The sequence below is a fragment of the Dyadobacter fermentans DSM 18053 genome (genome assembly GCF_000023125.1).
GTDB lineage: Bacteria > Bacteroidota > Bacteroidia > Cytophagales > Spirosomataceae > Dyadobacter > Dyadobacter fermentans.
In genome coordinates, this window is sequence record NC_013037.1 from 5,062,501 (window position 1) to 5,081,691 (window position 19,191).

At 44.8% G+C, this 19,191-nt stretch carries 16 protein-coding genes, 1 tRNA gene and 2 rRNA genes (1 of these 19 only partly in view); 9 read left to right on the forward strand and 10 right to left on the reverse strand.

Going from position 1 to position 19,191, the window contains the following annotated elements; all coding sequences use genetic code 11:
* The 5 genes from DFER_RS20835 to DFER_RS20860 all read left to right on the forward strand — a co-directional run.
* Positions 1–596 (forward strand): 23S ribosomal RNA (locus DFER_RS20835) (it extends 2,223 nt beyond the left edge of the window).
* 139 nt (positions 597–735) lie between these two features.
* Positions 736–847: ribosomal RNA gene (rrf, locus tag DFER_RS20840) — 5S ribosomal RNA — on the forward strand.
* 440 nt (positions 848–1,287) lie between these two features.
* Positions 1,288–3,012: a CsgG/HfaB family protein gene (locus tag DFER_RS20850; RefSeq protein ID WP_015813633.1), complete on the forward strand. Its 1,725-nt coding sequence runs from the start codon at positions 1,288–1,290 to the stop codon at positions 3,010–3,012.
* A gap of 38 nt (positions 3,013–3,050) precedes the next feature.
* Positions 3,051–4,850 carry a C1 family peptidase gene (locus tag DFER_RS20855; protein ID WP_015813634.1) on the forward strand — a complete coding sequence of 600 codons (1,800 nt, stop codon included), beginning with the start codon at positions 3,051–3,053 and terminating at the stop codon, positions 4,848–4,850.
* Positions 4,851–4,902: 52 nt separating this feature from the next.
* A complete protein-coding gene (locus DFER_RS20860) occupies positions 4,903–5,487 on the forward strand; it encodes a hypothetical protein (protein ID WP_041735368.1) in 585 nt (194 codons plus the stop codon).
* 438 nt (positions 5,488–5,925) lie between these two features.
* Here the strand turns inward: DFER_RS20860 and DFER_RS20865 are convergent, their stop codons facing one another.
* From DFER_RS20865 to DFER_RS20895, 7 genes are all read right to left on the reverse strand, one after another.
* Positions 5,926–6,429 carry a hypothetical protein gene (locus tag DFER_RS20865; RefSeq protein ID WP_015813636.1) on the reverse strand — a complete coding sequence of 168 codons (504 nt, stop codon included), beginning with the start codon at positions 6,427–6,429 and terminating at the stop codon, positions 5,926–5,928.
* 13 nt (positions 6,430–6,442) lie between these two features.
* Entirely contained in the window at positions 6,443–7,297 is an 855-nt protein-coding gene (locus DFER_RS20870; RefSeq protein ID WP_015813637.1) for a nucleotidyl transferase AbiEii/AbiGii toxin family protein, read from the reverse strand.
* Complete coding sequence (locus DFER_RS20875; protein WP_015813638.1) at positions 7,294–7,932, reverse strand: type IV toxin-antitoxin system AbiEi family antitoxin domain-containing protein; 639 nt, start codon at positions 7,930–7,932, stop codon at positions 7,294–7,296. The genes DFER_RS20870 and DFER_RS20875 overlap by 4 nt, the downstream gene beginning before the upstream one ends.
* Before the next feature lie 87 nt (positions 7,933–8,019).
* A complete protein-coding gene (locus DFER_RS20880) occupies positions 8,020–8,664 on the reverse strand; it encodes an SLATT domain-containing protein (protein ID WP_015813639.1) in 645 nt (214 codons plus the stop codon).
* Positions 8,665–9,152: 488 nt separating this feature from the next.
* Complete coding sequence (locus DFER_RS20885) at positions 9,153–9,680, reverse strand: putative antibiotic biosynthesis monooxygenase (protein WP_015813641.1); 528 nt, start codon at positions 9,678–9,680, stop codon at positions 9,153–9,155.
* An 84-nt stretch (positions 9,681–9,764) separates the two neighbouring features.
* A complete protein-coding gene (locus tag DFER_RS20890; RefSeq protein ID WP_015813642.1) occupies positions 9,765–11,036 on the reverse strand; it encodes a relaxase/mobilization nuclease domain-containing protein in 1,272 nt (423 codons plus the stop codon).
* The gene (locus tag DFER_RS20895; protein WP_015813643.1) at positions 11,024–11,413 is read right to left on the reverse strand and encodes a plasmid mobilization protein; all 390 of its coding nucleotides are present in this window, start codon (positions 11,411–11,413) and stop codon (positions 11,024–11,026) included. Before DFER_RS20895 ends, DFER_RS20890 begins: the two co-directional genes overlap by 13 nt.
* Before the next feature lie 526 nt (positions 11,414–11,939).
* Between DFER_RS20895 and DFER_RS20900 the strand changes: the two genes are divergently transcribed.
* The 4 genes from DFER_RS20900 to DFER_RS20915 are packed head-to-tail and all read left to right on the forward strand — an operon-like array spanning position 11,940 to position 16,554.
* The gene (locus DFER_RS20900; protein ID WP_015813644.1) at positions 11,940–13,037 is read left to right on the forward strand and encodes a ComEC/Rec2 family competence protein; all 1,098 of its coding nucleotides are present in this window, start codon (positions 11,940–11,942) and stop codon (positions 13,035–13,037) included.
* A complete protein-coding gene (locus tag DFER_RS20905) occupies positions 13,030–14,136 on the forward strand; it encodes a trypsin-like serine protease (RefSeq protein ID WP_015813645.1) in 1,107 nt (368 codons plus the stop codon). Before DFER_RS20900 ends, DFER_RS20905 begins: the two co-directional genes overlap by 8 nt.
* Positions 14,129–14,626: a hypothetical protein gene (locus tag DFER_RS20910; protein ID WP_041735370.1), complete on the forward strand. Its 498-nt coding sequence runs from the start codon at positions 14,129–14,131 to the stop codon at positions 14,624–14,626. Before DFER_RS20905 ends, DFER_RS20910 begins: the two co-directional genes overlap by 8 nt.
* Complete coding sequence (locus tag DFER_RS20915; RefSeq protein ID WP_015813647.1) at positions 14,614–16,554, forward strand: ATP-binding protein; 1,941 nt, start codon at positions 14,614–14,616, stop codon at positions 16,552–16,554. The genes DFER_RS20910 and DFER_RS20915 overlap by 13 nt, the downstream gene beginning before the upstream one ends.
* A 321-nt stretch (positions 16,555–16,875) precedes the next feature.
* On the opposite strand, the gene DFER_RS20920 is transcribed toward DFER_RS20915, so the two are convergent.
* The 3 genes from DFER_RS20920 to DFER_RS20930 form a co-directional block, all read right to left on the reverse strand.
* Entirely contained in the window at positions 16,876–18,096 is a 1,221-nt protein-coding gene (locus DFER_RS20920) for a site-specific integrase (RefSeq protein WP_015813648.1), read from the reverse strand.
* A 251-nt stretch (positions 18,097–18,347) separates the two neighbouring features.
* Positions 18,348–18,423: transfer RNA gene (locus DFER_RS20925), tRNA-His, on the reverse strand.
* Between the two features lie 116 nt (positions 18,424–18,539).
* Positions 18,540–19,145: a superoxide dismutase gene (locus DFER_RS20930; RefSeq protein ID WP_015813649.1), complete on the reverse strand. Its 606-nt coding sequence runs from the start codon at positions 19,143–19,145 to the stop codon at positions 18,540–18,542.
* Between the last annotated feature and the right edge of the window lie 46 nt (positions 19,146–19,191).

The following is a 19,191-nucleotide window of genomic DNA, read 5'->3' on the forward strand; positions in this document are numbered from 1 at the left end:
CTGCTCAACACGCTTGGTAACCGTGTGTGGAGTGCAATAGTACAAGCAGGCTTGACTGCGAGACCGACGGGTCGAGCAGGTGGGAAACCAGGGTATAGTGATCCGGTGGTTCTGTATGGAAGGGCCATCGCTCAAAGGATAAAAGGTACGCCGGGGATAACAGGCTGATCTCCCCCAAGAGCTCACATCGACGGGGAGGTTTGGCACCTCGATGTCGGCTCGTCACATCCTGGGGCTGGAGAAGGTCCCAAGGGTTCGGCTGTTCGCCGATTAAAGTGGCACGCGAGCTGGGTTCAGAACGTCGTGAGACAGTTCGGTCCCTATCTGTGGTGGGCGTAGGAAGATTGACGGGGGCTGACCTTAGTACGAGAGGACCGGGTTGGACCCACCGCTGGTGAGCCGGTTGTTACGCCAGTAGCATGGCCGGGTAGCTATGTGGGGAATAGATAAGCGCTGAAAGCATCTAAGTGCGAAACTAGCCCGAAGATGAATCTTCCACATAAGGGTCGTTGTAGACTACGACGTTGATAGGCTGCAGGTACACGTGTCGAAATACACTCAGCTGAGCAGTACTAATTACCCAACAGCTTGCACATTTAATCTTTATCCTTCATCTCTTCTACTTCCAATATGACATGAAATCAATGACCGAATGTCGTAATGATCGAATGACCGAATACAAGCTATTCAATCATTCAAAATTCAATCATTCAATCATTGAAACTCAAAGAGCTTGTTGGTGACTATTGGACTGGTGTTCACCTCTTCCCATCCCGAACAGAGAAGTTAAGCCCAGTTCCGCCGATGATACTTGGATCAAACCTGGTAAAGTAGGTAGTCGCCACAATTATTAAAAGAAAAAGCATCCTCATAAGGGATGCTTTTTTGCGTTTTGGCTTTTCACAGCATGATAGTAATGATTCTCTCCCTCATCATCGAATTCTTCGATTAATGATAGTCCAGATTCAGTCAGCAACGCTTCGTATTGCTCCGCTCCGAGTGATATCGATTCTACGGATGTAATAGCATCGTTCCACTTCATCTCGCGCGCAGGCGCCGTGAATAGTAGTTTTCCGCCTGGATATAGCGCAAACCTGTGATCGAAAACGAATCAATTCCGAGTTTCCCCAGTGGAAAATTACAGAATATCAAAGTCTCGTTTGCATTAATCCTTCGTAAGAAAAAAGCCCCGGTTTGTTAGTAAAAGGAATGATTCCGTTGGAAACGGATTGTTAGTATCGGGCGCTGATAGGACATTTATGTTTGAATAAACTCTATCAGTTCCTCATGAAAAGATTTTACCGAACCCTAACTGGACTCCACCAGTCGATAATTCTTTGCGCCTTCACTGTGGCGCTGCAAATCATCACACATGAATCCCTGGCTCAGAAAAAAAGCAAAGAGCCCGAGATAACCATCGAGGACGTCAAACAAAAATGCCAGAATCTGCCGCGTGCCCAGCGGGTCATCATCAAGGTGGCGCGGTTCAGTGTTTCCACCAAAGCTGCCCAGGCCAGATCTACTTTTGGTGACGAACTTGCTACCATGCTTACATCTGCATTGCAGCAAACGAATTGTTTTCGGGTGATGGAAACAAACAAGAATTTATCAGACGCCACTTCTGAGATGGCCTTTGCGCAGGATGGGTTCACCAACGGTTCCGGGCCGCAGGCAGGACAGATGCTCGGAGCGCAACTGATCGTGACGGGTGAGATCACCGATTTCAGTGAGGGCAGCTCTTCCAAATCTATTTTGGGGGTAGAAAGTAAAAGCAACCAGGCGACGGTGGGCTTCAACCTCAAAGTACTGAACCCGCAGACGGGCGAATTGCTGTTTTCCAAAGATGTAAACATGAAAGGGCATAATTCGGGAAAGGTGCTGGACATTTTTGGCGTGAAAACTTCGAGCAGCAACGAAAACCGCGCGGTACAGGACGCATTACAGAAGGCGATCATCAAAGCGGTTGAAATCCTGGCCGACGAAAAAGACAACATCGACATTCCTGAGCCCCAGAAGCCCAAGGAAATCAAACGCTATACCGCGCAAAATTGCAATATGTTGCGATCCGGATCGCCGAAGGTGATTATTCTGGTTACGGAGGCTACGACGCAGGGAACGACACGTCTGAATCAGGAGGATGATTTTGAGCGCCGTCAGCAAGATCTGTACGTAGAACGCGAGCAGGCGATCACAAAAGCCATCGGAAATCTTTTTACCGGCAAGAACCGCAAAGGGCGGCAGGAAGAACCCAAGCCCGAAACAACGACCCAAACAGCCGCTACGGCGCAGATTAAGAAGGTTGTGATTGAACAAACCGCTACGGAAACGGAGCTCACCCGGCTTTTTGTCGAGTCGGGATTTAAGGTGGTTGACCCCAAAATTTATGGTCAAATGAAGCAGCTGTCGGATTCGACCGGCGATCTTGGCCAGATGGCGGCGTTGGGCTTGAAAATGGGCGCGCAGATTATCGTAACCGGTCAGGCCATTTCGGAAAAGACGAATGGACAGGGTGGGATGACGGCCTGTCGTGCCAGGTTGGAAATAAGGGTGATTGCGACGGAGGACGGATCGATTTTGGCCACGAATACGGTTTCGGCTGGCGGGATAGATGTGTCCGAAGCAGTTGCAAATAAAGTCGCGCTGCGGAATGCGTCGGAGAGCATGTCGCAATACCTGATGGAGCGGCTGTGCGGGATGAACCTGCAATTCAGCAATATGGGCTCGGCCACTAAAACGGCCAATGCGCAGGTCAGGCAGGCGGCACCTGGCGCACTCACGGAAGTATCGGTTTCGAATGTGAGTTTCGCAAAACTTCAAGTCATTGCTACAAGCCTCGGTAAAAATCCCAAAGTTAAAAGCGTTAAAAAATCCATCAAAGGAGCGGAAGGTACGTTGCTGATCGAGCATTCGGGCAGTACGGACGAGCTGATTGAAAACCTCAGTAAAATTCCCGCATTGAAATTCGAAGTGTCGGAGCTGGAAGAAGGGAAGGCAAGGATTGCGGTGCAGTGAGGTAGGAGGTTTAAATTATGATCAAAGGGCTGTAAAAGATGGATTTCAAAGCTAAAATTTCACTATACCTTACATTTCTGCTAGGCCTTTTGCTCATTGTTTCTTGCAAAAAGGACACGAAGGAAGAGCAGGTGACTCCGGTGCAACCCATCGAATCCACCGCCCAGCGAAGCGGTTTGCTGCTGGCGGAACCGGGCGCTTATCAGCGCATTCCATTGATCGATGAGCCGTTGGTTAATGCCCGTACCTCTGAAAAAACCACACTTCCCGATGAATATATCATCCCGGGCCTCGTACCGGTGGGAAACCAGGGTGATATGGAAAGCTGTGTAGGCTGGGCGACGGCTTATGCGGCCCGGACCTTGCTTTACCAACGCGGCAAGCCTGTTAATTATCTCAGTAATGACGGCCAATTGCTTACCGAACTTGTTTTCAGCCCGGAATTCGTATGGACGTCTATTAATCAGGGTCAAAACAAAGGCGTGCTCATGGCGGATGCGATGAATTTGATCCAGCAAGTTGGTGTAGCGAGGTATAGGGATTTTCCTACGCGAAATCAGCCGGCCCCGAAACCGACCGGCGCTCAAAACCAAAGTGCGTCGACATTTAAGGTAAAAAACTGGGGACGTATAGCCCATAATGCGGCCACCTTCCGAAAGTTTTTATATTATGACAACCCGATCATCATTGCAATCAAACCGGATGAAAATTTCAAGAAACCTGCGCAAATGCTGCCGGACGGTAGCCTCGTTTGGGATAACTATGGAACACCGGGCGCCGGGCATGCGTGCACGATTGTAGGTTACAGCAAGGAGAGAAATGCGTTTTTGGTCCAAAACTCCTGGGGAAAGCGCTGGGGGGACAGGCTTACGGAGGAAGACGCGAAAAAGCCAATGGCGGGGTTCATCTGGCTCGATTACAACCTGTTGGAAAAGGTTGTCACCGAAGCCTATGTGATGATTGCCAATGATCCGGGCTATGAAAAGCCTGTGGTGAACACGTGGGCGGCCGGTTCCGAATCGGAAAATGAAATCACGCTGAACGGTTCAGTGGAAAAATTCGAAGACAAGGCCTTGTCGGAATATGGATTTTTGGTTTCTACGGATTCTACGGGGTTGGAATTGGGTGGGAAGGCGGAAAGCATCCAATTCCATACGATACTCGCGCCGCCGTATTCGTTTGCCAAAACCTACACTAGCAAAGGTGCAGGGAAGCGATTTTACAGAGCTTACGCCAAATCTTACTCGGAAGTATACTATGGAAAAATAGTTGCATTCACTGTCCAGCCCGAAATTGAGGATTCCGGAAGACTTTCTGGGAATATTGTGGTGAGCACGAACTTCGAAAACCGCTACACCAAAGCGGACAATGGGTATACGGAATACAATAGCATCAGGGAATACAAATTCGAAATTACATTTTCCGAGAAGCACCCGCGATACAGGTACCGGGCGCTCTACTTGTTTACCGCAAACGGTTCTTACTTCGCGGTGCGTGGAATTTCCGAAGGCCCCGAAAAGGATGCGGTAGCCTACCTCGACCTGAGTTACCGATCGTGGGAATTCCCGTTTGCCAATGGGCAAATCGGTCAGGGCAGCGCATTACCCGACGTGCCACTATACCGGATAGCCGATCTGGAAGAAAGCCCTAAAAACTGGACAATCGGCTCGAAGCTTATCAATGATTTGATCAGCGGGTTTATGGTAGTCATGTCGGATGACCCGGACTTCGAGAAGAATGTAATCGCAACCGACCAGATAGCCTTTCCCATGAACCTGAATTCAGATTCGTTCAAACCCACCGAAATCCCTCCGCAACCGCTTCATGTGGCCTTTTAGCTTAATCTTTAACTGTTTAATCATGAGTCACCTCTCTATTGTTATTTCTAAAATGAAGAAGATTTTTCTATTCACCGTCGTGTCGCTACTGGCGTTTTCTGCGGCACATTCGCAGAGCAGCATCGTAAAATTCCATCCGATACCATTGATCAACCGGACGCTAAGCCTGGGATTCGAGCAGAAAGTGAGCCAATCCGGGTCGGTTCAAGTGAATGTGGACTATGCGACCGAAACTGATTTCGGGTTCAAAAGCACCTGGTTCGGTATTGGTGCCGAATATCGTATTTACAATCTCGTTCGTGCTTTGAAAGGAATTGATGAAAATGCGCCAAATGGCTTTTTCGTCGCGCCCACGGTCGGAATCCGCTTTTTTAAGGACATCGACAAAGACGACCCGGACCCGGAATTCGACGAAAAATATTCATTCGCGCATGTCGGCGCATTGGCAGGCTACCAATGGCTTCCGAACCTAAACGGTAAAAAACCATTGGCCATCGAAGGTTCCGTCGGCCTGCTCGGAGGCCTGATGACAAAAGGCGAAAAGATCGACTACGAAGACTGGGCGCTATGGCCGCGGTTCGGCATCGGCTTCGTTCCGGCGATTAATATGAGTGTTGGGTTTGCGTTTGGGAAGTGATGAGTTCGCGAAGTTGATAATATAGAAGATTGGAGGATGAGAAATCGGGGTCTGTGTCCCGATTTTCTGTTTTAAGTTTCTAGGCTTGGGAGTCATATGCAACGACGCCATGAACTTTCGTAAGGAGGGAGACGGGTCTCGAACTTTGCCTTTAATCGGCTCATAATCAAGGTTTGCCTCCGTTATTTGAAGTGAACTACACGAAAGACTCACTATTTTTTATACATATAGTACAACAGTATATTTGTTATGTATAATTCTTTTAGCGAAAATTGACTGGTTTGAGCTATGTTTTTCGCTGGTTTTGGGGTGAGTTTTCGGGCGGTTTTGGGTGTTCAAAGTTTTGAAAATGCCTGAGGTTTTTGGCGGTGGTAACTGCGATGTTATTTGGGTAAAATTACTAATTTCTCTGCAAGGTCGGAACATTTACAATACAATCTATTCTGGTGGCAGAAATTCAAATTTTGGCTTTGGAATGTAAAATGTCGGATAAAAGAATGGCTCGCCCCCGTCTTTGTAAATTTTTATTCCGCCCTGGCTTTTTACATAAGTCCATGCTGCATCCCCCATATGCTCTACATTGAAACAAACCTCATTGGTATCAATCGGGATGCTTTCAAGGAATTCTTCTGACCCGTCATAATAGTAGAAGGGAACTCCTTTGACGACTACCTTTCTACGTTTGGGATGTTGTATAAAGTATCGACGATAAGCTGTCATGGTACGAACCGTGATAATTGTACTATCAGGCAGTATTTTGTCTATTGTGATATCGTTCAGAGTACCCTCGCAATGTTCTTCAGCTATAAACTGCTCGACAAGATGAGTAACTGAGCTGTCGAGCTGGATAGATGACTCAATTTTAGGCTTTTCGGTTTCTTGACGACAAGCACTTATTGTAACTATAAGAATGCAGATTATCCCGTATTTCATCAACTGCATTATAAAAGCTCGTTTAAAAATCGACTTTCAGTTTTGACACAAGGTCATGAAAATACTGCGGACTCCAAATATCCAAAACGCTGGCATTCGGTATAAATCTTCGAATATCATCCTTGATCCGCTGGAAGTTGACCGAATCGATTTTCGTACTCAGCAATTCGCGAAACTCATCTTCACTGATATTTTCCCGCTCCCAATCTCCGCTATCCTTCGCACGTAGCGCGAAGTGTTTAAGATTTAACGCAACGCCTTTTCGGATATACCATTCCATATCATACCAGTCGCGCCCCTTCACATTGTCTTTCCATTTTCTGAAAAGCAGCGCATGCATTTTACCCGCGAAGAGGTCGGAAATGCTGAAACACTTCACATAAAAAGAGAATGGTTGGAGTAGGAGCTTTTCTTCGGTATCAAATCCCGGAGGCGGCATGGTATCGACTTCCAGTTTAATTTTGATGTTAGCTATTTGTTCAAGCCCTTGCTGAGGCACAACGCCTTCCAAAACTAGTTCCCGCCAGATCGTTTCGGATTTCAGAAATGCGGAATCAATGCTGGTCTTTACTGCCTTCTGTTTTTCCTTGACCGATACATGCATTCCCAGCGCTTCGAATTCATCGATGATGCCGGGTATATACGTATTGATCGAAAAATTGGGGTTCATTTCGAGCAAAGAGAAGTCGAGATCCTCGGAAAAGCGATCTAGCCCGTAAAAAATGCGGAGTGCGGTGCCGCCATAGAACGCAGCCTTTTCAAAGAAGCCCTTGCGATAGAGCCCAGCCAACGCGACTTGCTGCATAATTTCACGCAGCGCCTGCGTTGCATCATCCTTGTTGGCAGGATTGTAACTTGCCAGCCATTCTTTGATCATAGTTCCTTGATGAATTTAATGACTTGCGCCAGGCTCCCGCGTTTTGGTGAATCGTTCAGCCACGTCTCCATTGATTGTACATCCAGCTGTTTCAATTGATCTTCGTCCATTCTCAGATTTTCAATCAGGTATTCGCTGGCTGTGATTTTACTCCGGAGCGTCAAACCCGCTGTACTGACTATTTTGTCAAACAGAGCTTTTTCCGGAGAAGCGATAAGTGCATTCTGATCTTTTCCGACCGCGACCTGCCGTATCCCGAAGCTGTAATAGGGTAGCGGCATTCGTGTAAAACTGAATGCGCCAGTTGGCGTGTCGAACCGGCGGGAAGCTTTTGTCGTTGCGGAGGAAACTTCAAACACCCGCTCGGGGATCAATCCGTAGTATGATAGCGCACTATCGAAAGACACATAACTCGGGCCAAGCATGTGGTTTGCGAGTAGAAACGGCTCTGTACGTGTTTCTGAAAGTTTTGTGGATGGTAAGTACAGGCCTTTCTTAACAGGCTCAATAATGCCTGCGGAGATTAGCTCGTGAATTTTATCGTTGGGGCGTTTGTAGTCTTTCAACAGCGAGGTGAGTAGCTGATGCGTTAATGGGTGGCTGGAAAGGTTTCTTATGCTCTGGGGTAGATCCATGTGTAAATGTAGCAAGATAATCGGAATTTATCCGATTATCTTGCTATAAAAGTACATTATGTCTGAGCTCTTATAAGTGTTAATCTCTTATCCCTTCTGTGCCAGGAATAAGGCAAAAACGCCGATAGGACTTATAATGATAGCATGGTACACAAAAAGTACTTTAAAATAGTACTGAACGTGATATTGAATGACCTGTCGAAATTTTAGTTCGAAATACTCATGGTTTAGCAGCAAAAATTTTTTGTAGTCGATGTCTTCGTGGTTCGCGTAATTGGCCAACACCTCTTGGTATCTATCTGCGATGCTATTGGAGAATTCAGCTTTTTCTCGTTGAGAACGCTCAGTCAAAGTTTTGAATGTCCTATGCTCGTTGTACAATTTGGCTAATTTCAATGCACATTCATGATATAATTGAGATTGACGTTTGTATTCTCGACTTGTTTCAATTTGCCCGAATAACAGCAATAGGATCGAGATCGATGTTGAGCCGAAAGCAATAACGTTTTCGTTTATCGCAGCCTCATTAGAGATTTGATAGACTGACAAGAGGCCTATTATAATTAGATAGGCGTTTAGGAGTCCTAACGATAAATTGGATAACTTGTCAATTCTGGCCAACCTGTGTGCAGCCTGGAAGCGAGCACCCTTTGTGGACCAGAGTTTGTAGCCCATTTCTTCAAGGAATGTTTTATTCAGGTGGTCTTTATGCGAAGGGAATTTCTTTTCCATTAGTTAGCATTGACATTCACTTCGATCGACATAGGTTTTATTTCCGTTGGAGTTGATGTAATAGCACCCGCCCCGTGGTCCCTTATTTAACTGTTGACCATTGTGTGTGCCACACGGAACAACCTCACCACAAGAGGCAAAGACACTGAAAGTAAAGATAAGGAGGAGACTGTAAAGAACTTTTTTCATGTTGGATGGAGGAAGTAGTTGTGAAATACAACCAGAAGTTTTTCGTCCATTGGTCTTACTTAGGAATCTTATTTAGCGGTATGTACATATCGTTTTTTACTTATTTTCAACTCAGCGCAACCGCTATTCTCACTCAAAGCAGAAAGTGACGGGGTTCACCCCTTGGCTGCAAAGCCATTGGCGGTTTAAGGAGCGGCGTAAGCCGCGGTAAATAGCCAATGGATTTGAAGCCGTCACTTTTTGCTTTGTACCTTTCGCTGCGCTGAGGTGCACAAGCGTGTTACCATTGGTCTTACTTACTACTTTTTGATCGCCGAGAGCCAAGGTTTAAACATTTTTGTAACCTGCGGCATCACAACCCAGGTAAGCAGCCCAACCATGCATCCCGCCACAATCAAAGTCCTGAATGCAGGATGCAATCCCTGAATGTATGGACCAATTACATAGGTCAAAAACAAACTGGTAGGATACACACCGCAAAGCGTAGCCACCGCCATTTTCCACCTCGGCGGAGGAACGGGAGAGCGGAACCAGGCTTCCAGGCCAGTAAGCTCCCGGTAGATCGGTTCTTCCGTCAACGTCGATGCATAGGCCTCCCAATCTTTAAATAGCTTCGAGTTGTAAAAAGCATCCCGCTCAGCCTGATCGGCGAAAGTCCGTAAAATGCCAATTTCTCGGCTTTCGCTGCCAGGCAAAGCAGTCATCATTGCTGCTCCGTGCACACCGCCATGCAAAAATGAATCACCAAGAAAGCGCCGAAGCGCATCTTTGAATTCTTCTTCTTTTCCGGGAAGGACTTTGCGGGTAATAGCGACGTGAATGGGCATGGGGTATTGTTGAGTTTTGAATTCGAGTAAGCATAAATATAGTCAATGAGGGTTCTCGCATTACACTCCGTAAATCACTTAACGTCAAAATCCCATCGAAAATCCTCTCTGCTTTTTCTTCTTCGGTTTTCTGAGTTCCTGAGGAGTATAGCCATTATCCTGTAAAGGCGAAAACAGCGCATCTACTGCCGTCCTGCCGTTTTTGAATTGACCTACTGGACTTGCTTGTTGAGTATTTTGCTGATTTTCGGCCTGCTCCGCATTTTTACCGATCATTTGAGATCTCTGCTGGTGAAGAGAAAGATCAGTATCCCTGCACCATTCTGTAATCCCTTTCGCGCCGAATTCCTTTCCCAAAGCACTGCCATTGAAAACGGCTTTGCTGCGGTGGTCTATGAAAGTAATGCCGTAGAGAACTCCCTGCTCATTTCTGCGAAGTACCATATCAATTCCGTCCCGGCGCAAATTTTTGCTCAGACCAGGTAGCGTCGGATTCTTTTGACCATACATAACCATACTGATGCTGTTTTTGATATTTCGATGTCCAATTTGACGGGTAACCTCATTTTCGACAAACAGTTTTTGGAGATTCTGCTGTGTCGGTTGAAAGTGAAAGTCGCTTGCTTTGATCGGAACGCCCACTTTGTTCCCGTCCTTATCGAGTATCCGGTAGAGAATTCCTTTATTTTTCCTGATCCTTGAATCTTGGGATCCGATGTCAGCGGCCACATTAAATAGGTTGAGCACAGCATTAAGTTCTCCGATCGTGGTGAACTTATAGTCTTTGATAACCCTGCTTAGCACATTTGAGATAGCCTTCTTTGTTTCGATCTTCCCATATTCCACTTTGATGCTGGCTGGTTGTATACGGAATTCCTGCCCTTTACTTTCCTGTGCTTTTACCAACCCAAAGCCAATCTCAATTTCCTTTCTGGTTTTCTCGGATTGATTTTTACCCAAGTTGTGCAGTGAGATCCGGCTGCCGTCTGCTTTAATGTTGGTCGTTACAATGTGCACATGCGGGTGACCGGCATCCCGATGCTCATAAACAAGCGCCGGTTGCTTTTCAAATCCGATGCCTTTCAAGTAGGCTTTTGAAATCTCAGCCAGCTTTTCCTTTTTCAGCTTCTCGGAGGGATCGAAGTTCAAAGAGATGTGAACCGTGTTAACCTTTGTCCGTTTGTTCAATGCGAGCTGCCGTTGAATACGGTTCAGCTTCTGCTCGAAAGTCAGCGCGTCGGCGTCTTTTGGATAGTGAAATGCACTGATGCATTCGGCGTGTCCCTGTTCCAGCTTGTTCTCGTTGTAATGCAGTACCGCCCGAAGTCGGCTACTGGTGTGTATCACTGCAACCATCGATCCGCCAGTTTGTCGGTTTGCACTTTGATCTTGTCCAGCATTGAAAACAGGAATGTCTTCTCCGCCTCATAACTTATGATCCAGTTTCTAAACTCGGCGATCTGATTAATGCTATGTAGCCGCTTGGTCGCCTGGTTAAAGTTGTTGCCAAGCCGGTTGAGCTCTTCGCGTAATTCGGACAGCTCCGAGATCATCTGGTCTTGCGAACCGTTTCTTTCGATTACTGTAACCGGCCTCCCAAATATGAGTTGCCTTAAAAATTCGCTGAGCTTTCTGCACGTAGTGCGCGCGCACTTGCCTTCAAGCCTTGCATACTCGTTGGGCGTAAGCCGGATTCCGACCAGCCTTGTTCTGGTTGATTTTTTCTCTTTCATCACGTTCCCTGTCTCACCTTACCTTTTCAAGAAAGCTTAAAGATCGGGCTTGTAAGGGATATGAAACAAGATGTTCATTTCGTGGACAGGTGAGTCATGAGCCCAAAATTGGGGAAAAGCTAGGTAACTGTTGTTGGCAAAATCCCCGAGCTAACTAAACTTTTCGACTCTATGCGAAGTCTACGAGTGATTGAGCCAACAGACTCAACTGACGACAGCTATTTTATCCTTGGGAAATCTTCAACAAACCTGAACCGACTTTGGAGGGGAAGGCCAGATCGGGCGCGGAGCGACCGGCGATTGTTTAACAATCGTACATCTGGCCAGACGCGCAAAGCAGGCGGCTTATTCGCATTTCAAGGTCTCCGAATCCAGGTCCTGAGACAATTTGTGAATCTAGTTTATTGAAATGGGATTTACCGATTACTGTATAAATTTGACTTAGGGTCACATTTTGCAGATTTCATTTTTTTATCTACTTTAACTCCATAAACCATGTTATTTGAGATAACAAAAAAACCTCTAAGTGAAAGAAAATCTACCTAAAACAAAAAAAACACAAATACATGTATTACCTGCGTACCACGGAGACTGCCTGATAGTAAGGACCTTTGATCACGAAGGAAATGACTTCAATATCCTGATTGATGGAGGTACAGCGAAAACATTCAATGCCCCCTTAAAATCAATCCTTAAAAATCTCTCTTTTATTGATATCGTAATACTGACACATATTGACTCCGATCATATCGGAGGGCTGATCAAATTTGTAAAAAGCGACTCCTTCAATCCAGACAAAATCGGGCAATACTGGTTTAACTCTAAAAATATCAAGTTCATATCGGCAGGGGAAAATATCAGCTATGAGCAGGCTAAGACATTCGAGGAACTACTCATTGATAAAGGAGCGATAAAAAGTAAGTGGTCGGATGATGTTTATATCGGGAAAACACCTTGCTTGCCAGAGGGGTTAGATATAGAAATTTTGTCTCCCTCAAACGAGGTACTTACCAAGTTAAATGAACATTGGCCTGAAATAAGTGATGACTATAAAGACAAACTTCAAGACATCACTATATCCGGTATTAAACCTTCACAGCTGGGACGGGGCAAATTGGAAGATCTGGCGCTTGCAGATGATACCCCTGAAAAAACTATTTTGGCTGACCTGGGCAATAGCTCTTCGATTGCCTTTGCATTAAGAACACCCGATTTAAGTATTCTGCTACTTGGCGATTCACATCCACATTTAATTCAGCAGTCCATGAAAATGGCTGGTTATTCAACTGAGAAAAAACTGAAGGTTGACATTGTCAAAGTGTCCCATCACGGCAGTAAAAACAATACAACGAATGATGTCCTGGATATGATTGAATGCGATAGATTCATCATATCTACAAATGGCGGAAATTCCAAGCATACCCACCCCGACAGGGAGACAATTGCCCGCATAATACATCATCCGGAAAGAACAAGGCTTAAGTACACGCCCACCCGGAAAATATATCTGAACTATCCAATAGCTACTGTGGAGGAAAAGGCCGGAAAGTTCATAGGCGAGGAAGACTTTACAACCGGAAACTGGGAGCTTATAGCCAGCGCAAATTTGTTAGAGCATGAATGAGGATTTACTGTATCGCCCATGCGTCAGGGTGTCGATTTATATAGACGGTGAGAAGGTAAGTCACGGCTCCGGTACGCTTGTAAAAGGAGCAGGTGGTTTTTTCGTTGTTACTGCTTATCACTGTGTTTTCGGGGATAACGATCAATACGCAGAACTGAATCTTGAATCAATAGTGGTACAGCAGCAAAAAACCTTCAACTCGACGTTCAATCAAATTAGCGTAACAGAAGTTACCGGCAAGAACAAGATTCAGGACTGGGCACTATTGAAAGTTAGTTACGATGAAGGCGAAGAAAGCTTTCCCACAATTTTAGCAGGTTGCTCTTTCGGAAAAGACATGCCAGTCCATTTTACCGGATTTCAGGAGCGCAATAAAGATGAGGCAAGACCCTTTAACAGTCGGGTCTTGAATGGTATTTCAAACGACGAATTTCGCATAACGCTTTCAGGGCAGGATGCATTCAAAGGCGGAACAGATGATGCCAAAGGCCTCTCCGGAAGCGGTGCCTTTATCACAGATAAAGGCAAGTTATATCTCATCGGAATACTAAAGAGTGTCAAAGGTGATGATGCATTGAATAATGACATCAAATGCTGTCCTTTAACGGACATGATAGCAAGTATCGGACTCGAGTCCTATGAGATTTCTACGGAGACTTTTGGCGATGATTGGGCCAGCGAAAAATTCGGGGCAATAAACATTACGGACCCAAGGGATCTGACTGAAAAATTAAGGGCTGTCAACAACACAATTTCAGATTTGCGCATCAACCGATATTGCCGGGATCTGGCACTTGGCAAGTCAGAGCTTTCGAACAACATATTAGACCGGGACCTTAGCGCAATCAAGTACAGGATTTTTGAAGCCTGCCAGAAGGAACTTGTAGAATTTATAGACAATACGGAACAAACGCAAATGACAAATGATGATATTAAGGAACTGTTAGCATCATTTACCAAAAAATCTATTGAAATTATTGAGATCAAATCAAAGACTCATAAGTATCCTATCATTGACAGCGACCTGATGGAAAAGATTGTACTTGATCTGATCAACGAATGTTATCTTTCATTTGACGAAGCCGGAATTTATGAATAGAAATGCTGCAAAGAAAAGGCTGATGTTTATTCAAAAGGAAGACTACAATTTCCTCGCGTATAACACAATAATCCTTCTGGATGCACTTGGCTGTACATCAGAAGATAAAAAATTCAAGGATTTCAGGAAGATAGCTTATCTGATAGATTTTATAAACGATGGGGGCGACCCTACAAAATTCGATCAAGTCCAATTAAGCAAGATCTATTCAAGGGCTCAGATTAAGAAAAAGCTTCTTCATCACCTGCTGATTATACTTAAAAACAAAAATTTCATCGGCGTGTCCGTGAATAGCACTTCCCATACTATAGACCTTTGGTTAAAGAAACCGGAAGTACCTGAAAGCTTCTTGGATAAGCATATTTTCAGCACCGAACTATCTAACATTCAATCTCTCAAATCTGCTGTACATTCTTTAAGAATTGTTACCATAAAAACACTATCTGATAAGATATTCGCAGATAACAATGTAATTACATGGGAAGTCTGATTATAAAAAAAGTTATTTACTCCGGCGATGCCTACTACTACGCATCCCCCGAGCTAAACAAAGGGATAAATATCATCGTCGGAGATAATGGTTCAGGAAAAAGCACATTCAGTTATTTTATCGAATACGGATTGGGCGGTAAAATAAAACCATTCAGCAAAAACGAAGACAATTCAAAGTATTCCTTGATCATCGAGGATACCAACAATTACGTCCAGTTAGACATACTTATAAATGACCTCGCATATTCCCTAAAAAGATTTATAGGTGCACAGGATATTTTTGTAAAGCACAATGAGGAAGTAGATTCATTTTCGCTTGAACGGGATAAAAAAACAGCTCCATTTACTTTCTCAGACTGGCTGCTGGGAAAACTAGGAATTCCGGTATTTGAACTGCATATTGGTGCAGCACACTGGTATTTCAACTTCAGCGATTTATTCCGCTTACTAAATTACGACCAGAATACGGAACCGAGGAAAATCTACAAAGAACCGGTAGCTGAAAACTTTATCGCGGATTCGATCATAATCCGGAAATCTATTTTCGAGATATTACTCGGAATGTCCTCTGCTGACTATTTCAAAAAATTAGATGCGGCAAGGGCTGCTTTGAAAGCAAAGGACATCGCGAAGAGCCTATTGGAAAGCTTCACCGAAAATCATGAGGTATCAGGAGACACCGATAAACTAAGCAATCGGAAAGATTTTGTGGAAAAGGAAATATCAGTGCTTGAACTCCAAAGGAATGACTTGCTTAAAATAAGCACTCGTTCAGACGATAAAACAGGAGAACTTGCGGAAATACAGTCAAAGCTCGTTGGACTGGAACTAAAAGCTTCTCAGGACAGAATCAAAATTACAAACCTTATTAGCGAGCAATCAAAAATTGCCATCCTACATGAGGGCCTGATACAAGAAATTAATCAGATCGAAAAAATCATATTTACCCATGAAAAACTGGACCTCTTTGCGATGGAGATCTGTCCGTTTTGCATGACTGAAAAAAATGTTGACAAAGGATTCTGTATATGCGGCTCAAAATTCAATGACGACGACTACGAGAAATTTGTATACAACACCAATGAATATAAAGATATTTTATCCCATAAACAGAAAAGTATAAAGGCGATTACCTTGGCGGTCGAAACCTATAAAGAGGAAGTCAAGCTTTTAACAGCAGATATTCAGGACACAGATCAGTCAATTGAGGAATATACCGAGAAACTAAAAAAGATAATTCTTACAGCTCAATTTGCGGGCAATACGACCCGTATTGATGAGCTTAATGATAGAATCATTAAGCTAAAAGACGAGTTGGTGCAACTAAATTTTGACTTAAGAAATATTGATCAGGAGCAAAAGCTGAAAACAGACTTTAATTTGAAGACCAAGGCATTTGTGCAGGCGCAAAACAGCCTGAAATCAGCTAAGGAAGCGTACGATAAAAACAATGCCAGTACTATCGGACTGTTTAATGAAGTCTACAGTGCTCTGCTTGCAGAATCTTCATACAAAAGTATCACCGCGTATATAGACGAAGACTATATGCCTTATATAGATAATGGCGTATACAAGGCTAACAGCAGCGAAGTACCCAAAAGGCTAATGTATTATTTTACCATATTGAGTCTGGCGTTGCAGCTGGAATCGGTAAAGCATCCAAGATTTTTACTGATTGACACACCTGAAGCATCCGGAATTGACACAGACCACCTGAATCAGAACTTATTGCTATTGGAAACGGCTATCGCTATGGGAATAGCAGCATCGGGTAAAGAAAAAGATTATCAGGTTATATTAACTACTGGATACGGGAAGTTACCGGAGGAGTTCGAAAAATATATCATAGAAAGATTTTCGGAGAAAGACAAGAATTTCATCCTAAAGCCAAAAACCGATCAATCCTTGATTTCGAAGACCGAATAATGTTTCAGGAGTGACAGAATAGGCTTCTCTTTTTTTTGGAATACAAAAGTCCGAATAAGGTTGCTTTTTACATTCCGTAAAAAGCAACCTTATTCGAGGGCATGGCACATTTTGCGATATTGTGATTCCAGCAATGCTGCAACTCCACTTTCGTGGGTAATAATGATTCACGTTCCAATGATATTAAATACCGCTAGCTACAATTTTCTTAATTTCTTCATACCAAATAATGTTACTTGTATAATTACATGGCATGCTAATATACTCCGTTTACAGTGAGCGAAACGCCAACGGTCTAACTTGACGCTTCGCTCTACCGTCCTATTTCCCCTTCAACCGCTCCCTTAATCCCTTCATATCCTCACTAATCTTCACATCCAGTATTTTCGCATAAATCATAGTCTGCTTCAAAGACCGATGCCCCAGCATTTTCGAAACCGTCTCAATCGGCACCTTGTTACTCAGCGTCACAGTAGTGGCAAACGTATGCCGCGCAATGTGAAAGGTGAGCGTCTTGGAAATCCCACATAGGTTAGCAATCTCCTTCAAATAAGCATTCATCTTCTGATTACTCAGAACCGGCAGCACAACGCCCTTATTGCAGCACTGAGGATGCTCCTTGTACTTCTCGATAATGTCAAGCGCAGTAGGCAATAACGGAATACGTGTAGGTGCGTCCGTTTTCTGCCGCGTGGTATCAATCCACGGTTCGCCATCCATGCCGACAACAATATCCGTCGTCTTTAATTGCTTCACATCTACATAAGCTAGCCCGGTGTAACAGCAGAAGAGAAAAATGTCCCGCACCTGGCTGATCCTTTCAACCTCGAACACTTTCTCAGTAAGCCGCTTCAATTCATCCCGAGACAACGGGTTCTTAACGACTTCCTTCTTAGTCAGCTTAAAGCCCTGAAACGGGTCTTTCTTCAACCACTTATTATTGACGCAGATCAGCACAACCTTCTTCAGGTTGCTCATGTACTTAATCGCCGAGTTGTGGTTGCAACCCCGCGCGCTACGGAGCCAGAAGTTAAATTCAGTAATGAACTCAAAATTCAGATCTTTGATCTCCATATCGTCCTTCTTGTACTTCCACTTGATAAAGGAAGCGGTATGCTCCTTCGCGGTCTTGTACCGCTTCAAAGTGAGCGGCGCGAACTCCTGACCGACCAATGCTTCCATCTGCTCATTATGACGCTCGAATACTTCAAGAATAGTGCGGGTTTCATTGCTCTTACCGAGCAGGATGTTTTTCAAGCCTTCTGCGGAAATTTCTTTGTCATCCTCGGTAAGAATTTTCTTGGCCTGGTAAACTTTGGCGGTGAGCATATCCAGGTACGCATTCAGCGTCTTTGCATCTTCCTTATTTCCGGCAGGTCGTCCGACTGAGGAATTCCACCTTTCAGTGTTCCATAGTTTCTTGGTGGATAGCTCGGCAACCTTGCCGTCGACGGTGATTCTCAGGTAAACGTAGCGAACTGTTCCCTTCTGATTTCTGGCGGGCTTTAAATAGAAAAGCAGGCCGAATGTTTTCTCCAACATAACACAAGCGTTTAAAAGTGGTTAAATATCGAGTTACCACGCTTGCCAGTCAAGATGTCCATGCGGTGAACATGTTGTCTATCAATTCGTTATGCCGTTTCCAGTGAGTCTTTTTCTCAAAGTGAGTGAACTACACGAAAGACTCACTGAAAACATGGGAATTTTTGCATTTTTTGACATAGTCTGGAAAACAAAAATGCCCGCAAATCATTGATTTACAGGCATTTTGTTTGACTTTGAACTTATTTCAAGGGAGGGAGACGGGTCTCGAACCCGCGACCTCTAGAACCACAATCTAGCGCTCTAACCAACTGAGCTACAACCTCCGTATTCTATGGGATAACCCCTTTCGAGGACACAAAATTAGAAAAAGGTTTACAGCTTGCAAGAGATTTGTATAAATTTTTTGCAAGCTATAAACCTTTTCCCAAGCCGGAGCTCAATTATTTAGCCGCAGTGTACAGTGCGTCAGCAGCTTTCCAATCTACAACATTCCAGTAGGCGTCGATGTAGTCGGGGCGCTTGTTTTGGTATTTCAGGTAATATGCGTGCTCCCACACGTCGAGGCCGATGATCGGCGTGCCTTTTACTTCCGCGATGTCCATCAATGGGTTGTCCTGGTTGGGAGTGGAAGTGATCGCCACGCCGTCGCCGGATTTGATCAACCATGCCCAGCCTGATCCGAAACGGCCGGTTGCAGCCTTTTTGAACTCGTCTTTGAATGCCTGGAATGAACCGAATTTAGCGGTGATGGCTTTGCCTAGCTCGCCGGTCGGTTCGCCGCCGCCGTTCGATGACAGGGATTTCCAGAAAAATGAATGGTTCCAGTGACCGCCGCCGTTATTGCGTACCGGTGCCGGTGCTTTGCTGATGCCAGCCAGCAATTCTTCTATGGTTTTGCCTTCCAGCTCAGTGCCTGCTACTGCTGCATTCAGGTTGGTAACGTATGCCTGGTGGTGACGGTCGTGATGTATCTCCATGGTCAATGCGTCGAAGTGTGGCTCCAATGCATTGTTTGCGTAAGGTAAGGGATCCAGTGTAAATGCCATTTTTAGTGTAGTTTTAGGATTAAACAATATGTTTTAACAGTTAGGC

Bases quoted from the DNA above. Each gene is read 5' to 3' on its own strand.
- DFER_RS20850 (WP_015813633.1), top strand. From the start codon at position 1,288: ATGAAAAGATTTTACCGAACCCTAACTGGACTCCACCAGTCGATAATT.
- DFER_RS20855 (WP_015813634.1), top strand. From the start codon at position 3,051: ATGGATTTCAAAGCTAAAATTTCACTATACCTTACATTTCTGCTAGGC.
- DFER_RS20860 (WP_041735368.1), top strand. From the start codon at position 4,903: ATGAAGAAGATTTTTCTATTCACCGTCGTGTCGCTACTGGCGTTTTCT.
- DFER_RS20865 (WP_015813636.1), bottom strand. From the start codon at position 6,429: ATGCAGTTGATGAAATACGGGATAATCTGCATTCTTATAGTTACAATA.
- DFER_RS20870 (WP_015813637.1), bottom strand. From the start codon at position 7,297: ATGATCAAAGAATGGCTGGCAAGTTACAATCCTGCCAACAAGGATGAT.
- DFER_RS20875 (WP_015813638.1), bottom strand. From the start codon at position 7,932: ATGGATCTACCCCAGAGCATAAGAAACCTTTCCAGCCACCCATTAACG.
- DFER_RS20880 (WP_015813639.1), bottom strand. From the start codon at position 8,664: ATGGAAAAGAAATTCCCTTCGCATAAAGACCACCTGAATAAAACATTC.
- DFER_RS20885 (WP_015813641.1), bottom strand. From the start codon at position 9,680: ATGCCCATTCACGTCGCTATTACCCGCAAAGTCCTTCCCGGAAAAGAA.
- DFER_RS20890 (WP_015813642.1), bottom strand. From the start codon at position 11,036: ATGGTTGCAGTGATACACACCAGTAGCCGACTTCGGGCGGTACTGCAT.
- DFER_RS20895 (WP_015813643.1), bottom strand. From the start codon at position 11,413: ATGAAAGAGAAAAAATCAACCAGAACAAGGCTGGTCGGAATCCGGCTT.
- DFER_RS20905 (WP_015813645.1), top strand. From the start codon at position 13,030: ATGAATGAGGATTTACTGTATCGCCCATGCGTCAGGGTGTCGATTTAT.
- DFER_RS20910 (WP_041735370.1), top strand. From the start codon at position 14,129: ATGAATAGAAATGCTGCAAAGAAAAGGCTGATGTTTATTCAAAAGGAA.
- DFER_RS20915 (WP_015813647.1), top strand. From the start codon at position 14,614: ATGGGAAGTCTGATTATAAAAAAAGTTATTTACTCCGGCGATGCCTAC.
- DFER_RS20920 (WP_015813648.1), bottom strand. From the start codon at position 18,096: ATGTTGGAGAAAACATTCGGCCTGCTTTTCTATTTAAAGCCCGCCAGA.
- DFER_RS20930 (WP_015813649.1), bottom strand. From the start codon at position 19,145: ATGGCATTTACACTGGATCCCTTACCTTACGCAAACAATGCATTGGAG.